Source organism: Ectobacillus antri (assembly GCF_003852715.1).
Lineage (GTDB): Bacteria > Bacillota > Bacilli > Bacillales > Bacillaceae_G > Ectobacillus > Ectobacillus antri.
On record NZ_RIAV01000007.1, the window covers coordinates 115,381 to 133,269 of the forward strand.

Annotated in this window: 15 protein-coding genes, 1 tRNA gene, 1 rRNA gene and 1 pseudogene; 13 read left to right on the plus strand and 5 right to left on the minus strand. The window is 40.2% G+C overall.

All coding sequences use genetic code 11. From position 1 onward, the window contains the following. Positions 1–83 precede the first annotated feature (83 nt). Positions 84–944, plus strand: a complete 861-nt coding sequence (dat, locus tag EEJ45_RS09320) for a D-amino-acid transaminase (RefSeq protein ID WP_124564533.1) — start codon at positions 84–86, stop codon at positions 942–944. Between the two features lie 59 nt (positions 945–1,003). Here dat and EEJ45_RS09325 read toward each other — a convergent pair whose 3' ends face one another. Beyond that, the gene (locus EEJ45_RS09325) at positions 1,004–1,792 is read right to left on the minus strand and encodes a 5'-methylthioadenosine/adenosylhomocysteine nucleosidase (protein WP_124564534.1); all 789 of its coding nucleotides are present in this window, start codon (positions 1,790–1,792) and stop codon (positions 1,004–1,006) included. Positions 1,793–2,172: 380 nt separating this feature from the next. Here EEJ45_RS09325 and EEJ45_RS09330 point away from each other — a divergent pair, with 380 nt between their 5' ends. Then, entirely contained in the window at positions 2,173–3,423 is a 1,251-nt protein-coding gene (locus tag EEJ45_RS09330; protein ID WP_124564535.1) for a C40 family peptidase, read from the plus strand. Positions 3,424–3,495: 72 nt separating this feature from the next. Further along, positions 3,496–3,636, plus strand: coding sequence for a hypothetical protein (locus EEJ45_RS18380; RefSeq protein WP_164464236.1), 141 nt, complete (start codon positions 3,496–3,498; stop codon positions 3,634–3,636). Positions 3,637–3,964: 328 nt separating this feature from the next. On the opposite strand, the gene EEJ45_RS18850 is transcribed toward EEJ45_RS18380, so the two are convergent. Beyond that, entirely contained in the window at positions 3,965–4,096 is a 132-nt protein-coding gene (locus tag EEJ45_RS18850; protein WP_278018219.1) for a hypothetical protein, read from the minus strand. Between the two features lie 631 nt (positions 4,097–4,727). Here EEJ45_RS18850 and EEJ45_RS09335 point away from each other — a divergent pair. The 10 genes and pseudogenes from EEJ45_RS09335 to EEJ45_RS09380 all read left to right on the plus strand — a co-directional run bounded on the left by EEJ45_RS09335 (position 4,728) and on the right by EEJ45_RS09380 (position 16,731). Then, the gene (locus EEJ45_RS09335) at positions 4,728–5,465 is read left to right on the plus strand and encodes a 3D domain-containing protein (RefSeq protein ID WP_124564536.1); all 738 of its coding nucleotides are present in this window, start codon (positions 4,728–4,730) and stop codon (positions 5,463–5,465) included. A 76-nt stretch (positions 5,466–5,541) separates the two neighbouring features. After that, a complete protein-coding gene (locus EEJ45_RS09340; RefSeq protein WP_164464237.1) occupies positions 5,542–5,781 on the plus strand; it encodes a hypothetical protein in 240 nt (79 codons plus the stop codon). A gap of 266 nt (positions 5,782–6,047) precedes the next feature. Further along, complete coding sequence (locus tag EEJ45_RS09345; protein WP_124564538.1) at positions 6,048–7,661, plus strand: SWIM zinc finger family protein; 1,614 nt, start codon at positions 6,048–6,050, stop codon at positions 7,659–7,661. After that, positions 7,645–10,365 carry a DEAD/DEAH box helicase gene (locus EEJ45_RS09350; RefSeq protein WP_124564539.1) on the plus strand — a complete coding sequence of 907 codons (2,721 nt, stop codon included), beginning with the start codon at positions 7,645–7,647 and terminating at the stop codon, positions 10,363–10,365. Before EEJ45_RS09345 ends, EEJ45_RS09350 begins: the two co-directional genes overlap by 17 nt. A 1,219-nt stretch (positions 10,366–11,584) precedes the next feature. Then, positions 11,585–12,709, plus strand: coding sequence for an endospore germination permease (locus EEJ45_RS09355; RefSeq protein ID WP_124564540.1), 1,125 nt, complete (start codon positions 11,585–11,587; stop codon positions 12,707–12,709). Next, on the plus strand, positions 12,681–14,120 hold the full coding sequence (locus EEJ45_RS09360) for a spore germination protein (RefSeq protein ID WP_124564541.1): 1,440 nt from the start codon (positions 12,681–12,683) through the stop codon (positions 14,118–14,120). The genes EEJ45_RS09355 and EEJ45_RS09360 overlap by 29 nt, the downstream gene beginning before the upstream one ends. Then, positions 14,117–15,280, plus strand: coding sequence for a Ger(x)C family spore germination protein (locus EEJ45_RS09365; RefSeq protein ID WP_124564542.1), 1,164 nt, complete (start codon positions 14,117–14,119; stop codon positions 15,278–15,280). The genes EEJ45_RS09360 and EEJ45_RS09365 overlap by 4 nt, the downstream gene beginning before the upstream one ends. A gap of 388 nt (positions 15,281–15,668) precedes the next feature. Beyond that, positions 15,669–15,927 (plus strand): annotated as a pseudogene (locus EEJ45_RS18945) (transposase domain-containing protein); the annotation flags it as partial. Then, positions 15,919–16,161, plus strand: coding sequence for a hypothetical protein (locus tag EEJ45_RS09375; RefSeq protein WP_124564544.1), 243 nt, complete (start codon positions 15,919–15,921; stop codon positions 16,159–16,161). The pseudogene EEJ45_RS18945 and the gene EEJ45_RS09375, both read left to right, overlap by 9 nt. Before the next feature lie 9 nt (positions 16,162–16,170). Further along, on the plus strand, positions 16,171–16,731 hold the full coding sequence (locus EEJ45_RS09380) for a DEAD/DEAH box helicase family protein (RefSeq protein WP_124564545.1): 561 nt from the start codon (positions 16,171–16,173) through the stop codon (positions 16,729–16,731). A 288-nt stretch (positions 16,732–17,019) separates the two neighbouring features. Here EEJ45_RS09380 and EEJ45_RS09385 read toward each other — a convergent pair whose 3' ends face one another. The 3 genes from EEJ45_RS09385 to rrf all read right to left on the minus strand — a co-directional run bounded on the left by EEJ45_RS09385 (position 17,020) and on the right by rrf (position 17,741). Further along, positions 17,020–17,433, minus strand: a complete 414-nt coding sequence (locus EEJ45_RS09385; protein WP_124564546.1) for a GNAT family N-acetyltransferase — start codon at positions 17,431–17,433, stop codon at positions 17,020–17,022. Positions 17,434–17,516: 83 nt separating this feature from the next. After that, positions 17,517–17,597: transfer RNA gene (locus EEJ45_RS09390), tRNA-Leu, on the minus strand. 28 nt (positions 17,598–17,625) lie between these two features. Beyond that, positions 17,626–17,741, minus strand: a 5S ribosomal RNA gene (rrf, locus tag EEJ45_RS09395). Between the last annotated feature and the right edge of the window lie 148 nt (positions 17,742–17,889).

The window sequence follows — 17,889 nt, forward strand, 5'->3', positions numbered from 1 at the left end:
ACGAAAAAAACGACATACAAGCAGGAGTTTTTTTGTAAATCTCTAATGTGTATTATACCTTTTTGAAAATAGGAGTGTGCTGTATGAAACCGATTCTTTTATTAGAAAATCGACTAATTGATACAAGGGTAGAACAGCCGAGCGCTTCCTTGCATGATCGTGCTTCTCAATTTGGAGACGGTGTGTATGAAGTCATTCGGTTATATCAAGGTACATTCCACTTATTGGAGCCCCATTTAGCTCGCCTATATCGCTCAATGGAGGAACTAGAAATTCGTCCTGCCTTTACAAAGGCTGAGCTGATTCACTGGTTATATGAGCTCGTGACACAAAACGAATGTAAAGAAGATGCCATTGTGTATTTGCAAATTTCAAGAGGTGCTCAGATCCGTAACCATGTGTATGCAGACAATCTTACACCCATTGTGTATGCGTATGTAGCAGAAAAAGAACGACCAGTCACACTCATGCAAAACGGCATTCATGCCTGTACTGAACAAGATATTCGTTGGCTTCGCTGTGACATCAAATCATTGAATTTATTACCGAATGTGCTCGCTCGTACAAACGCTGAGCGTAAAAATTGTCAAGAAGCGCTACTTGTTCGCGGCAATACCGTTACTGAGGGCAGTCAATCTAATTTCTTTCTTGTGAAGCAAGGTACATTATATACACACCCCGCCAACCACCTTATTTTAAATGGCATTGTACGGCAGTATGTATGCTCACTTGCAAGTGGGCTTGGTATACCGGTTCGTGAAGAAATGTTCAGCATTAAGGATGTGTTGCTTGCAGAAGAAGCCTTTTTCACAGGTACGACCTTTGAAATACTGCCCATGACCCATCTTGATGGGGCAGCAATTAACGGCGGTGTAGTAGGCTCTGTTACAACTGCACTGCAAAAAGCTTTTCAGGACAGCATTGCAGTAAGTACGATGCAATAAAAGGAGCGTCCACCATGGGACGCTTCTTTCTTGTGAATGCAGTCAAATCACTGTTCAAATTAATTCGACTCTGGCAATCGCTTTATCATCTCTTCAATTAAATATCCTGCATTTTTGGCGGCAAGCTTTACAAACTTTTGGTAATCTTCACCTCCACCTTCGCTGGCCGGATCGGAAATAGAGCGGATGATAATATATGGAATTCGGTTTAAGTAGGCTACTTGTCCAATTGCACCGCCTTCCATTTCCACAACATCGGCTTGAAACGTCGAGATGATTTCGTTCCTACGCTTTTCTTCACTTACAAACTGATCACCGCTTGCTACGCGACCTATATAGCTTTTTACGCCGGGTAATCCTTTTGTGGCTTCTTGTGCCAAACGAACAAGTCGCTCATCCGCCTTATAATAAATAACATCAGCGTCTTCAAATTTTCCTGGTGGCTCATCGATTGCTGTTTGATCTACATCGTGCTGAACAGAATCGCGTGAAATTAAAATATCTCCTACTTTAAGCTTGGGATTTAGGGCACCGGCAACACCAGAGTTAATCAGGAAATTTACTTTGTATAATGTAATTAGAATTTGTGCAGCGACAGCTGAGTTCACCTTCCCTATTCCCGAACGCACCAATACCGTATCTACACCATCCAATGTTCCTTTATAAAACTCAAAGTTAGCGAGCTTTTCGGTCGATTCAATGTCCATCTTTGAGCGCAGCAGCTTTAATTCTTCCTCCATTGGTGCAATAATCCCTATGGTTAGAGAGGATTTTTCTTCGTAAGCCTCTACTGGAACACTCATACTACACAGTAACACTACTAACATCACATACTTAATCCACTTCATTCTCTTCACTCCTTATTCTGAAATATGCTGCATGAGCAAGTTAATCATCTCTGCAGCCTGCTTAGAAGCCACTGCAATCCATTTGTCATACCCCTTTCAACGGTACCATCATCTGCAATTGCACGAATGATTCAAAATGGTACGTTGTTAAGATACGCGACATGTCCGATTGCACCTCCTCATTCTCTCGTCAGATTTTTCTTTTATAGGTTGCATCAAATTACCTGTTCCTATTTAAAAATAGTTGTACTGATACAGCGTTTCTTATATGCGGATTCCTCAATGTCCATTGACATCATTCGATACGTATCATAGTATTTTTTATTGTTGGGAAATCTTTCATTCCCAGCACAAATTATACAGAAAGGAATATGAGGCGTATGAAAAAAGTTCTTGCGGGTATTGCCGTTGCTTCCGTAGCAGGTGGTATTGCCTTAGATGCGGAAGCCGCTACAGGTACGGTAGAGGCCGATAGCCTGCGTGTTCGTACAGGTCCGAGCACAAGCCACGGCGTTATCGATCTTGTCAACAGTGGGCAATCCCTGCAAATCACAGGAGAAACAGACGATTGGTATCAGGTTGATTACAATGGACAAACAGCTTATGTGAGCAAAGATTTCGTGGTGAAAACCACGCCGCAATATACAGTAAACGTATCTTCTTTACGTGTTCGTACAGGTCCAAGCACGAATCACAGCATCATCGGATCTCTGTCAAAGGGACAGGAAATTGAGGTGTTGGGAGAAGCGCTGGATTGGTACAAAATTTCCTACAACGGGCAAACGGGTTATGTAAGTAAAGATTTTATTACAGCAAATGGACAAGCATCCGAACCGCAAGTAAGTACACAAGGAAATGGGACATATATTGTGAATGTGGATGGATTACGCATTCGTAAAGGACCAGGAACGTACCATGCCGTCATTGGCGGTACTGTGAAAGGTCAGAAGTTAGAGGTAGTGGGTGCAGAAAACGGTTGGTATAAGATTAAAAGGGATGGTGCATTCGGCTATGTAAGTGCACAATATGTAACAAAAGCCAAAACAACACCAACTATTACAACAGAAACCTACTATGTAAATGTGAATGCTTTGAATGTAAGAAGCGGTACAGGCACCAATTATAGCGTACTGGGCGTGTTGAAACAAGGTCAAAAGGTAGCGGCTTCAGGTGAACAAAACGGTTGGCTACAAATCAACTATAATGGGGGCGTTGCATTTATTACAAAAGAATTTGTCACTAAACAGGAGCCATCTGTCAGCGCACCTCCTACTGCTAATTCCTTGATTACTTATGCGCAATCTCTTACCGGTGTACCTTACCGTTGGGGCGGAACTACACCTGCCGGCTTTGATTGCAGCGGATTTATCTATCATGTTTATCAAAAGTTTAACTTCTCGATCGGACGTACAAGTACAACAGGCTACTGGGGCAGCTTGACCAAAACAACAAACCCACAGCCAGGTGACTTAATTTACTTCCAAAATACGTACAAGTCAGGCCCTTCTCATATGGGCATCTATCTTGGCAACGGCTCCTTCATTCATGCCAGTGATAACGGGGTTGCTGTGGCAAATGTAAGCACATCCTATTGGAAGCAGCACTTCCTTGGATATACAAAGCCATATTAAACAAACGTTTGATTGCATAATTCCCTTCCTTATTTGCACATGCTAATAGCATTGAAAGGAGGGAATCAAACGATGAGAAAAAAGAAATTCGTATTCGGACTGTTGTCAGTCATCCTATCTATGGGATTACTCGTCGGCTGTAACGGTGTCGATGAAGACGAACCCGACCCAAGTGAAGAACCATCAGAACAAATGGAAGATGACAGTCAGTAAAGAAAACTCGTCTAGCTCCAAAGGGCAGAGGTTCCCAGTACATACAGGCGCTTTTTTGCCTTAATGTGCTGAGGTTCTCTGAGCGGAGGAGCTAGACGCTGGAACTGGATACTAAAAAAGTGAAGTTGACTTGCTTAGGAGCAAAAACAGAGGTTATGAGGCAGCTAACATAACAATAGAAAAGCGGAAAATACTTTTGTACTTTCCGCTTTTCTATTAATCTATGCTGACAAGAAAAAGCAGAGATTCCCCAATCTCTGCTTTTTCTTACTCTATAAAAGATATACCCCTTATATTTGATCGGCTCCCCAACCTCTCAAATAAGTACTTACGCGTTCGACACAAAAGACCGTTTCCGTTCAGCTTCACTACTCTTCGTGTCCTTTGTAGCGGCTATTCGATTCGTCGTTGCCTGGCGCTTCAAGCTGATTTGCTTTAATTTGCGTTCGTATTTCTTCATACTTTTTCCCCCTTGGACATGTGAACACATCCAAACTATTAACGTAAATCAAAATTTCAACTTATGATGTAACCGCTTCCATAAATAACTATACTGCATCCTCTTTCGTTTTTCAATACTTGTTTTATAAAAGAATAAAAGTCTTATAACTCAAATAATACGACAATTTTTAGGAAATTGTAGATTGAAAGGTTCTTTCATATATATAAATACAATTAGAAAAACCGACATTCTCTTTTGGGATGGGAAAAAGAACGGGCAATGTATGGTTGTGTCAAGTAAGAACATACACACGTATCGAGGCGTTCTGGAGCTGTGACTTTCGTGCTGTTTATATGTCGAAAAAAACATATAGACTTATATAGAAACAATAATCTTTTTAGTTGTACGCATTTCGTTACATCACACTTCAATCCGGTTAATACATAGGCCGGACAGTATGTAACATTCATTACAGTAAATTTTTCCTGAATCCCTCATTAACCTGTATGATATAACACTTTTTCAAAAATTATTTATTGTTACATACGTTAACAGGTGATTACAGTTTGGTTGAGATTGCATGTTGTATACAAGTTTTATCTCATCAGTTGCTATAATGCGAGTAGTTTGAGAAGACGGAGGGAAACGAATGAAACGAATACTAAGTATAACAACAGCAGCAATCTTTGGTTTAGGATTCTTTACAGCGGCCGCTGAGGCGGCTACAGTTGTGAATACAAGTGCGCTAAACGTTCGGCAGGCTCCGAGCATAAGTTCTTCTATTTTAGGAAAAGTAACAACTGGACAACCTTTGCAGGTAATCGGGAAAGAACACGACTGGCTACGCATTCTACATAACGGACAAACAGCCTATGTAAGTGCACAATATACAAAACAAGATACACAGTATGTCAATGCTTCTGTACTGAACGTACGTACTGGTCCTGGTACCAATCATAGCATTATGGGCAAATTGATTCATGGACAAGCTGTCCAAGTTCTGTCTGATGCCGGAAACGGCTGGGCACTGATTGACTTTGACGGAGGTGCAGCTTATGTTAGTCGACAGTTCTTGGATACCGGAGCGGTCAAGGCCGCACAAGAAATACAAGTAGAAGCAACGGCTTATACACCGTATGATGATGGAATGAGCGGCATTACGGCCATGGGAATAGATGTACGCAAAAATTCAAATATAAAGCTTATTGCTGTTGATCCGAGAGTAATCCCACTTGGCACAAAAGTGTGGGTAGAAGGCTATGGTGAAGCACTTGCAGGCGATACAGGTGGGGCTATTAAAGGGAATCGAATTGATGTGCTCATGCCTACAAAAGAACAAGCCTTTCAATGGGGACGCAAGCAAGTGAAAATTCGAATAGCGGATTAAACAAAGAGCACCTTGCGATATGCAAGGTGCTTTCACGGTTTCTATAACGTATACTTGTGTAGAAGGAGGAGTATATATGAATGTAAATGCAACACCGGATTGGATTGGATTACCGCGAAAGCAGGACAATACTTTATTTGTGGACTTTACTTTAACAGATGATGATGCGCGCTATAAACTGATTGTGGAAGACGATGTCCCCCGCATTTTACAGTATAAACCTATACCTGGCCGACCAAAACCGCTGCTCACACCAGCATCGTACGTTCAAGAAGAGGCAGAAGCGCTCATCCGATTTATCCTTTCTAATATGTAAACCGACGGGCCTCGCACTTGTCGGTTTTTTCTATGCTTACCATAACACGCCTCTTTAAAAAGGCTATGTTAAAGCCCGATCTTGAACATTTGCACTTATTGATTGGAGGCTCCTGCGGGAAAAGCAAGTCAAAGGGAGAACCGAACCCCCGTAACGGAAATCAACAACGAACTTTAACAGGGCCTTAAAAAAAGTAGCTCTCAATCGCTACTTTGCTGTAAATTCGGCTATAATGGTAGATAGGAATTTTTTATGGAGGTAGCAATATGCTGCAGCACTCAATTGGAAAAGAAGAAATTTTAGAAGCGGCTGATCGTATAATTTCGACGCTAAGTCCAAGTGTCGAGGAAGACCGCCTGAACATGGCGACTGGTCTACGTTTGTATCGAGAAGGACGTGTATATAACGTAAACCTGTACGACGATGTTCTCGAAGGAACGGTAGAAGATGAAGAAGCATGCACGGTCCAGCTCCCCTTGCATCACATCGATGAAAGCTATTGCGACTGTTTTCAAGTCGGCGGCTATTGTCAGCACATGATTGCACTTTTATTTTATGCAGGTGCTAGCTTCGGCCTTGTTGGAGAAATTATGAAGCGGTTTAAACATAAAGATAAACCAGTAGATATTATTCCGCAGCTTAAAACAGCCAAGCAATTGCTGCAAACAGCAGTGTACGAAGAAAATGACTATAATAGCTGGCTTCAATTTTTTGAGCGAGAAGCTGAAGCCTTTACGAAGGAGCAAGCTAAATATCCATTTCGCCAATCGTATCTACTTGTTAATATTTTTGAGGACTTTTATAAAAAGTTGGCTCGTAAAGCACCTCGTGTAAATGTGCTTCGCGATCTATTTACTCTAAATGCAGCCTTATTTGGCTTTCAGCAGTTGTTGCTTGCTGCTGTAAAATTTGAAGCGGAAAAGGTATATTCCTACTACAATCCACTTGTTGTCGCCTCACGCTTTGTTGATGAAATTGATCTATTAATTGACAAGCTGATGGCAGGACCAATCCCAATGAACTACGATCACATGATTTCGGGAACAGGACAATTGATTCATGACGTATTCTTTACCCATCGCATTATGCTACCAGAGCGTTACTTTTTATACCGCCGATTATGGAGCGATTTATTAAAACAAAACATCAGAGAAGAAGAAGAGCGCATTGCCCTTCTGTCGCCATCTAACCTGCAGCCTTTGGCTTTAGCGCACATCGCCTTCATTCATAAACAGGATGAGACCGCTATAGACCTGTTACAAGCATTTCCCTATCAATTTGTGGACTTGTATATCTATTGGATTGATGAGCTGTGTGCCGAAAATAAATTGGAACGTGCAAAAACATGGTTGACCTTCTGTTACATAAAGGTAAAGCTCTGCTTAGCAGATCATGATTATCCTTCTAAGCGGGAGCTCGCCCGTCTCTATTTAAACGCTTATATGCGTTTTGCTGATTTCATTGATGATACAGCCGGTGCAGAGGTGATCTTACAAGAACTTTTACCGTACAGCTTCTTTGAATATAGCGAGCACTTACTCAATCAAAAACAATATCGTGTATGGACAGATCTACAGCTCATGATGGGTTATGATTTTATAGATGGCTTACAGCATATTGTACGCGAAGTGGAAAAGGAAGACCGAGAGGCGGTATTGCCTTTATATCACCGTGCTGTCATGCAATGCATCGAAATGAAAAATCGTCCCGCTTACCGACAAGCTGTTCGATATTTAAAAAAACTGCGCACGCATTATAAGAAGTTGAAGCGCACCGAAGACTGGGAGCGCTTCATCATGACCATCACAGCTTCATTTTCACGTCTGCGTGCCTTACAAGAAGAACTGCGGAAAGGAAAGCTAATTGATGATAAAAACTGAAATTCCACTACATTTACAACAGCTTGATAACGGTTGGTTTTTATGGAGTGAAGCAGAAGACACATGGGCGGATTTTGCCTTCGCTTGGCATACGACCTCCTTTTACGGTACACTGCGTAAACCGTATGTACATGAAGGTAACAGCGGCTTTCTTCTAACGGCACCAGAGGCATTGGAAATAGCGACTCTTCCCTTTAATTCATTCGCTCATTTTCGTTGTCACGATTTACTTCGCTACCGCAATGATGCTCTGCGGGCATGGGCTTATTATCAAGAGGGAAACTTCCTTCCAGACTTTTCTGCATGGGCCGATCGTATTTATTGGAAACCGCTAGAAGACGAGCTGCCTGAGGACATCGGCTCCTTGTTCTCTGCGGCTATCACATATGCATTACAAACAAATGTACCGCGAAACGAACAATGGGAAAATGCACTGCGCCTCTTAGAACATCGCACCTTCTCTGTAAAGCAATTAGAAGCTGCGAGCAACGAGGAAGATTGGCTCCGAAAAATAGGCTTTTTAGAAGATGATACACCGTTTACCATTGGACTGCGTTTATTAGAGCCGCAGGAAGACTATGAAACTTGGAAGCTCGAAACGATTTTAATGACAAAGCGCGGCGCTGCTAAAACGTATGTGTATACAGATTCTGCTTCCTTGCCAAAACGTTGGAAATCTTATGAAGAGCGAATTCTGCAAACCTATCAGGGCTGGGAAAAGCTTGTTCCTTGGCTTGTAGAGGATGGTGTATTGCGGCATGAACTGTATGAAGGAGAAGCATGGCGATTCCTGACCGAGGCAAGCAATGAGCTTTTGGCAGCTGGTGTGGATATTTTGCTTCCATCCTGGTGGCAACAGCTCAAACAAACAAAGCTATCGCTGCGCGCAAAAGTAAAAGGAAATGTCCAAGGAGAATCTTTCTTTGGCATGCATACCCTCATTAACTTTGATTGGAAAATTTCGACCGGTGCAGCTGAGCTTTCCGAAGCGGAATTTTTGGCACTTGTTGAACAAAATCGCCGTCTCATCAATATCAATGGTGAATGGATTAAACTGGATCCTGCCTTCATTGAACATGTAAAAAAACTAATGGAAAAAGCCGATCAACAAGGTATGGAGATGAAGGATTTGCTGCAACAGGAATTGCTTCGTAAAGAGCCTGAAGACATACCGGAGGATAACCCATTTGCAGAAATCACGATTGAACTGGACGACTATTATGAAAGCTTGCTCGGCAGACTCCTTGAAATTGGCAACGTACCAAAAAAGCAAATGCCGGACAACCTGCAAGCAACGCTTCGTCCTTATCAACAAACAGGCATTGAATGGCTTCTATACCACCGCGAGCTCGGCTTTGGTGCATTATTAGCCGATGATATGGGACTGGGAAAAACATTGTCAACAATTTCCTACCTGTTATACGCCAAGGAAAACCGCATGACAAATGGGCCTGCACTTGTGATAGCGCCCACTTCAGTTCTTGGGAACTGGCAAAAAGAGCTCGAGCGCTTTGCGCCGAGTCTGCGCGTTGGCTTACATTACGGTAGCACTCGTGCCAAAGGAGAAGCATTCTTGCCTTCTCTAACTGATAAAGACGTGATACTCACATCGTATACACTTGCCAATTTAGATGAAGCAGAGCTTTCTTCTTACACATGGAGCAGTATAATTTTAGATGAAGCCCAAAACATTAAAAATGCTCACACCAAGCAGTCCCGCGCCGTACGTCATTTGACTGCGCATCATAAAGTGGCATTAACAGGCACACCTATGGAAAATCGCTTATCCGAGCTATGGGCCATCTTTGACTTTTTAAATCCAGGTTATCTTGGCAGCTTAACACAATTTCACCGTCGGTTCGTTACGGCGATTGAAAAAGATCGTGATGAGCAAAAAATCCAGAGCTTACAGCGCTTAATTGCACCTTTTTTACTGCGCCGCACCAAACAGGACCCGGACGTTGCTTTAAATCTGCCTGATAAGCAGGAGCAAAAGGAATATTGCGCACTGACCGTCGAGCAGGCATCGCTTTACGAACAAATGGTTCGCGATACCTTGTCCAACGTCCAAACACTTTCCGGTATAGAGCGACGCGGTTTTATTTTGCTTATGCTCAATAAACTCAAGCAAATTTGTAACCATCCAGCTCTTTACCTGAAGGAAGAAGCACCGCAAAACATCATTGAGCGCTCCATGAAAATGGAAAAGCTACAGGAGCTTGTGGAAAACATCCGTGAACGTGATGAAAGCTGCATCATTTTTACTCAGTACATCCGCATGGGTGATATGCTAAAAACCGTTCTGGAGCAACAAACGGGCGAACCGGTGCTGTTTCTGAATGGTAGCGTAAAAAAAGCAGAGCGCGATCACATGATTGATGAATTCCAAAACGGCCGCTACAAAATCTTCATTTTATCTCTCAAGGCTGGTGGTACCGGCTTGAATTTAACCGCAGCCAACCATGTTATCCACTACGACCGCTGGTGGAATCCAGCTGTGGAAAACCAAGCAACTGACCGCGCTTATCGCATCGGTCAAAAACGCTTTGTGCACGTCCACAAACTTATCACCACCGGCACCCTTGAAGAAAAAATAGATGATATGCTCGAACGCAAACAATCACTCAACAACACCATTATCACAAGCGACAGCTGGATCACAGAACTCACAACCGAAGAGCTACAAGAACTACTACACGGATAAAACAAAAAGGAAGAGCAACCCTCTTCCTTTTTCATTTGATTTGTCCTGTCTTACAGGCTAATTTCTCACAAAATTGCCGCCTTTATCGGCCGAACTCCTCTTCTATCGGCCGATTTTCCTCTTCTATCGGCCGAATTCACTCTTCTATCGGCCAAACTCCTCTTCTATCGGCCAAACTCACTCTTCTATCGGCCAAACTTCCTCTTCTATCGGCCAAACTTCCTCTTCTATCGGCCAAACTCACTCTTCTATCGGCCAAACTCCTCTTCTATCGGCCGAATTTCCTCTTCTATCGGCCAAACTTCCTCTTCTATCGGCCAAACTCCTCTTCTATCGGCCGAACTCCTCTTCTATCGGCCAAACTCACTCTTCTATCGGCCGAACTTCCTCTTCTATCGGCCAAACTTCCTCTTCTATCGGCCAAACTCCTCTTCTATCGGCCAAACTCACTCTTCTATCGGCCAAACTCCTCTTCTATCGGCCAAACTCACTCTTCTATCGGCCGATTTTCTGGCCATTCAATAAATTTAATTTTGACAGTTAGAATAGGCTTAGTATTATTAATTCTTTCTGGTGTATTAGAAAAAGGATTTTTTAGTTATTGTTATCTCTTTCACTATTCCAGTAATATCTCTCCAATCTGAATTAGTAAGTTTTCCTGTTCCAGATAAATTGACCGTTATCATCGTATACCCCCTATAAAAGAGAATTTACAACACCTGAACGATATGTTACTCCTCCTACCACAGCTATTAAATCTTTAAAATTTTTTACTTTTCTCCAGTTTGAGTCTTTTCCATTTATTACACATATTGCTATCTAGATTTTTGACAATTATACAACTCAATTGACGAAGGTAATTCTTGATAACGAACGTGAATTTTTATACTTCAACTAGATCCGCAGTTTAGTTCATCAAGGATAAGATAAGTTCATAGTTTTGTCAGGAAAAATTTCCATGTCTTTATGCAAGTGTGATTTATTAACTTGACTTCAAGTCCATAAGAAATACGGTAAGTCATGCAAACTAGAACGTGTTACTCGCCCTCGTCAAGTTCTATTACGTTCCCTGTCCAAAGAATTATCTCTATTTTATTATGTACTTTTTTCATTAGGAAGGCACTTTTTAGCACCTTCCGATTTTTCTTGAAAAATATGGAATAATATTCTATTACTAGGTGAAGCTAAATAAGCAAATATATAATTAGGGAGATTTTTTATGAAAAGCTTAGTAAAAATGTTAATTCCAAGACAGTTATTTTTAATGATTATCCTTTCTACCGGCTTATTAAATCATGTCATTTTGATTCCTAACTTACTAACTGCTTCCGGGAGAGATAGTTGGGTAAGTATCCTTATTGCTTATCCGATTGCCTTACTATTTTTACTACTTTTACACTACAGCATAAAAAATAGTTCGTCAGAAGGCTTTTATACGATGATTCGTATACGCTTTGGAAAAGTGGTTTTCATGATTTTTTCGATTCCGATTGTACTGTTTTTATTAATTGCTACTTACGTAACATTTAGAGACTTATTGATTTGGTTAAATACTTACTTTCTAGCTGAGGCTCCAATTTTCATGATTATTTTTATGTTAATTGTAGTGTGTTATCTATTAACACAAGCCGGAATCAAAACAATGGCGATTGCTAGTGGGCTGTTACTACCTGTTGTAACGGTACTTGGTTTTTTTGTCGCCATAGCCAACACCAGTTTAAAGGATCCTAGCCAACTATTACCCGTTCTTACAGTAGGCTATCCTCCTGTATTAAAAGGAATCATGTATGTGCTTTCTGGTTTCCTCGAGTTATATATCGTCATTTTGTTACAGCCATTTTCACAGGAACCGATTAAATTTAAGCACTTATTTATTTTATTAACGATTTTAGCAGGATTAACATTTGGACCACTTTCAGCATCTATTATGGAATTTGGTTCATTAGAATCTGCGAATTTTCAGTACCCGGCCTACAGACAATGGCGAGTTCTTGGAATTGGAGAATATATTTCAAATCTAGATTTCTTCGCTTTATATCAATGGCTAAGTGGTGCTTTAATCCGAATTGGATTATTTATGTATTTAATTGGTTGGCTTTTAACAAATAAAAAGAATCATTATCGTTTAAATCCAAAGCTAGTTGTGACGATGTACGTATTATTGTTTTTCCTTATGTTGGTCAAAGTAGAATCGTATTATTTCTATGAATTTGTTTACAAGTATTATTTGCCAACTTGTTTTATTTTTTTTCTCTTTCACATTGTCATTTCGGCTCTCATTATTTTTGTAATTAAGAAAAGGGATGAAAAAAAACATGACCAATCCATCGACACTTCGCCTTAATCCAAAGGAGGCAATAAAACAACAATTTTGCAAAAGTGAAGATTTTATCACGAAAGAGCACAAAACAGATAGGGAACAATTTGAAATAATTTATTTTGAAAGCTTAACCGATATTCAATATTTAGATAAATATATTTTACCAAAGCTTGCCCTACATCAAGATCAGTCTTTAAAAACAAGGCTAAAGACGTTTTTCCAAGCTGAAGATGTAACAACCAAAACGGTGGATGAATTATCGGATCTTCTTTTCACTGGAAATGTAATATTTCACGTTAATGAGACATTACTATCGATTAGAGCTGCTGACTTTCCAAAAAGGAAACCGGAAGAATCTGCTTTAGAATCGTCGATAAGAGGTCCAAAGGATGGATTTGTGGAAGATATTAAAACGAATATATCCTTAATTAGAAGAAGATTAAATACACCGAGTTTATGTTTGGAGAAATATACGATTGGTAAAAGGAGTAAAACGAAAGTTGTACTAATGTATATTGAGGATGTAATTGATGAGCGAATCCTTAACGAAATTCGTTCGCGCTTAAACAAAGTAGAGCTTGATATTTTAACGAGTATTTACGAATTAGAGTCTTACGTCCAAGATCGCCCATTTTCTGTCTTTCCCAGTATGAGTTATACAGGGAGACCTGATTTTATTGTCGATGCATTGAATCAAGGTAGATTCGCACTTATTGTTGACGGAAATCCAACGGTTACGTTTGCGCCAGTCCATATTTTACTTGAAACGAAATCACCAGAGGATGCCTATAGTAGTTACTCATACGTTTCGTTAGAGCGTCTCATCCGGTTTTTGGGACTTATTATCTCGACATTTTTACCCGGTTTATGGATAGCCTTTTCATCTTTTAATATCGAGCAAATTCCTTATACTCTAGTAGCGACGATTTCTATTTCACGTTTCGGATTACCTTTGTCTAGTCCATTAGAGATGTTTATTATCCTAATGTTATTCGAGCTCTTTGATGAAGCAGGGATACGCTTACCTAGAGCAATCGGACAAACAATATCGGTATTAGGAGGGTTAATTGTCGGAGATGCAGCTATTCGGGCAGGCATTACGTCTCCAACGATGTTAGTTGTTGCTGCGATAACATATATATCTTCCTTCACATTAGTGAACCCTTCATTAAGTTCAGGCATCACTCTTATTCGGTTTTGCATTCTTTTGTTAAGTACATTTCTTGGGTTATTCGGTGTAGTCATTGGCTATATCTTAACTGTTATTTATTTGTCAACAATTTCATCATTTGGCACTTCATATCTTGAATCAGTTGCTCCATTAGGTATAAAGAAAGTAATAAAGTCGTTTATAAAAGCACCTCCCCAAGCCTATAAGGAGAGAAACACATCAACAAGTCCGGACGACCCTACAAGAGGAGAGAATAATACATGAAAAAGATACAGAGATTAATCTTTCTTTTTTTATGTTGCATGCTTCTTTCTAGCTGTTCCGGTATGAAAAATATTCAAGACCTAACCTATATTGTGACAATCGGTATAGATTATGATGATGAGACAGAGGAGTTTACCGTCTACCTACAAGCATTAAACTTTGCTAATGTTGCAAAGCAAGAAAGTGGAAAACCAGCAGGACCGATTCCTACTTTTGTTTCTTCGGCTAAGGGAGAAACTTTAAATATTGCTATAAGTAAGCTTTATAAAAAATCCGAACCACCTATTTTCTTTGGACATGTAAAGACAATAATATTTAGCCAGCGCTTAGTAGAGCATAAATTTAAAGATGTTATAGAGGAACTGGGAAGAAGCCGTACTCTTAGAGAAACTACAAGGATTGTTACAACAGAGGAAGACATTAAAAAGGTTTTAAGCATTAAAGCATTATTTGACTACCCAGCCATATATACGGTTATATCTAAAAAAAGTGGCACCGAGACTACTCAAGACGAAATAAGGCCAACGACATTGATGAATTTTCTTAGAGACTATTATGAGCCTATAGGTGTAGCAAAGATTCCTACAGTGAAAATTGATGAAGATAGCTGGAAAACAAATGAGAATTACCCGATTTTATATTTCAACGGGTACTCAATCTTTCAGAATAGAGCATATAAAAATGTTCTTCCTTTTGATGAGGCTCTTTATGTCAATTGGGTAAGTGAGAAAAGGGTAGCATTAGATGTGAAGGTACAAGAAAATGATAAGTTGTTAGCGGTTGTTGGGTTAGAATCTCCTAAAATGAAAGTCAAATATGAAAAAGGAGCCGCAACCCCAAAGTTTACACTAGAAATAACAATTCGTTCAGAAATTTTAGAAAAAATTGAAGATATATCCCTAAAACAACTAGAAAACTTAATTAAAAAAGATATAAGTAGTAAAATCGAAGGGATCTATAAAAAAGGGCTCGAAAATAAAATAGATCTATTTAACGTTGGTGAAAAGTGGTTTAAATTTCGTCCAAAAGAATACGCTAAGTTAAAAAGATCAAACAAATTTTATTTAAATGAAGCATCACTACAAGACATTAAAGTTCAAGTTGAAGTCATCAATTTTAATAGCTACAAATATGAACGTGAAGGGAAAGGTGATTTTTAAACGTAAGCGCCAAACTGTTCCCACACGTTTAATCATGCAATAATCTCCTCAGCACACCAAAATGAGGAGGTTTTTTCATGTCAATTTCAAAACGGCAACAGATGTGGAGCCAGAGGATTCAAGACTTTAGAAACAGCAGGCAAACACAGGCCGCTTGACCAACAAAATGCCCATTAGGAGGTAACGGCTCGCACAGTCGTATAAAACATATGTAAAAAAAAGAAGGAATTCGTCTCAAGCTGTCGAATTTCTTCTTTATTACACATACAACTCAGAATCCAAACCCTACAATTAAAGAATTAGGGAAGCGATGCCAAAGTAGAATGCAGAATTGGAAGCCAAATTGAGATGATTTCAGGAACAGTTCCGCTTACATCAGTAACGCTAGTTTGGTGCTTCCAGCGAAAAAACGGATCGTGACCAGTTGGAGCTCAACCTCTTTAATGAGGCGGAAACAGATGCAAATCCTTCTGTCCCGGAGCCAACACTTGAAACAATTACGTATCAGCGCAAAAAGACACGCGGCCACCGAGAGGTGCTGCTTCGGGACCTGCCCGGAGACAGTGGACTATCATTTGTCTCTGGAGAAACAGGTTTGTTCGTGTTGCGGCGGCTCTCTGCATGAAATGAGTACAGAAGTGCGACAATCAAAAATGGCTGATATTATTGAAGATGAAGCGAGAGGCGCGTATATGGCGATTAACGGACTGGTGTTTCAAGCTGCTAAAATCATAGGTGCTCTTGGTATTATTATCGGTAACTTAATTGGCGGCTTTGGAATGGCACTTGGCTATCTTGTTCTCGGCATTGCCAGCATTCTCTTGTTTAAACAGGTACTGGAACAGAAAAAAGCAATGCAACTGACACAAAGAAAAGTGTAGGTGATGAAGATGAAACTAGTTATTATATTCGGCCCGCAAGCTGCAGGCAAAATGACAGTTGGCCATGAACTGGAAGCTATTACAGATTTAAAGTTGTTTCATAATCACATGACTATTGAATTGGTTCATCCATTTTTTGATTTTGGAACACCTGCGTTTGAGCGACTGGTTACCCTTTTTCGCGAAAAGATGTTTGAAGAAGTGGCAGGCAGCGATTTATACGGAATAATTTTTACGTATGTTTGGGCTTTTAACAGCCCTAGCGATTGGGCCTTTATTGAAAAAACCAAATCTACCTTTGAAGCAGCAGGCGGAGAAGTATATTTTGTGGAACTACAAGCTACGCTTGACGAGCGCCTGCGTCGAAACGTCACACCGCATCGTTTAGCGCACAAGCCAACAAAACGAAATGTACAGCGCTCTGAAGAAAATTTGAAGCTGTCCATGAAAACACATCGCCTCTACTCTCATGATGGTGAAATTACACATAACCGCTATTTGAAGATTGATAACACGCATTTGAGTGCGGCCGAGACGGCTATGCGCATTAAACAAACGTTTGATTTATAAGAAAAAGGCTGCGATTAGCAGTCTTTTCATCTATGTTACGAGCTTTTAGCAAATTTAAGCGGGGCTTTGCACTAATTATCTGATGAACATACAACAAAAAGAAACACAAGCTAACTCAATTTCTTAGTTAGAACATCTGACAAGCCTCTATAATTCCCAACAAATTACATCTACTCACAATTCGTATGCGTAAGAAACACTATAATGAGATGTCCAAGCCATTTTCATAAAATACTTCATTACAGCTTCTCACCCCTTCTTATTTAATAATATTCTAAATATGTATAATCAATTATTTTTCTCATATACACACTGAAATCGCTCTACTCCTGGGTATTTTTCTCCCAAACTTATAATAGTAAATCCAAATTTACGATAAAAGTCTACCGCTTCTATATCCGTTTCCGCAGTAATCCGCTTCAGCGCATGATGATGAAGGACAAATTGAATCATTTGTCGCCCAATATGTTTTCCCCTTTCTTCTGGTAAAACCGCAATATGTTTAATTTCACACTCATATGTGTTAATGAAGGAAATTCCTATACACCCAACGAACTGTCCATCTTCCTGCCATGCATACAACTTTCGGTTTGCTTCCTGTATATATGCCTTGTATTCCTTATTGATCCTATCCGTAGCTGTCGCGTACGCTAACAATTTCCTTAATCTTGAAGAAATAGAGATAGAGGTAACTTCTTTCATAACATGGCTCCTTTACGTCACTTATCTGATGGGTTATCCAATAAAAAAACATCCTTTACATAGTAAAGGATGTTTTTACATGATACCGGTGGCCGGGGTCGAACCGGCACTCCAGAGGAACACGATTTTGAGTCGTGCGCGTCTGCCAATTCCGCCACACCGGCATGAAATTGGGTATATAAAAAAATAAAAGCCTGGCAACGTCCTACTCTCACAGGGACAAGGTCCCAACTACCATCGGCGCAAAAGAGCTTAACTTCCGTGTTCGGTATGGGAACGGGTGTGACCTCTTTGCCATCATTACCAGACTCTTATTATTATACTGACAGAAGAAAATCTGTCAAGAAGAAATATCATATTCCTTCAAAACTGGATAACAAAGTGTATTCGTAATCTAGCTTTAGCTCGCTACACGCTCGCTTCTGCTTTTTATATTTGGTTAAGCCCTCGATCGAT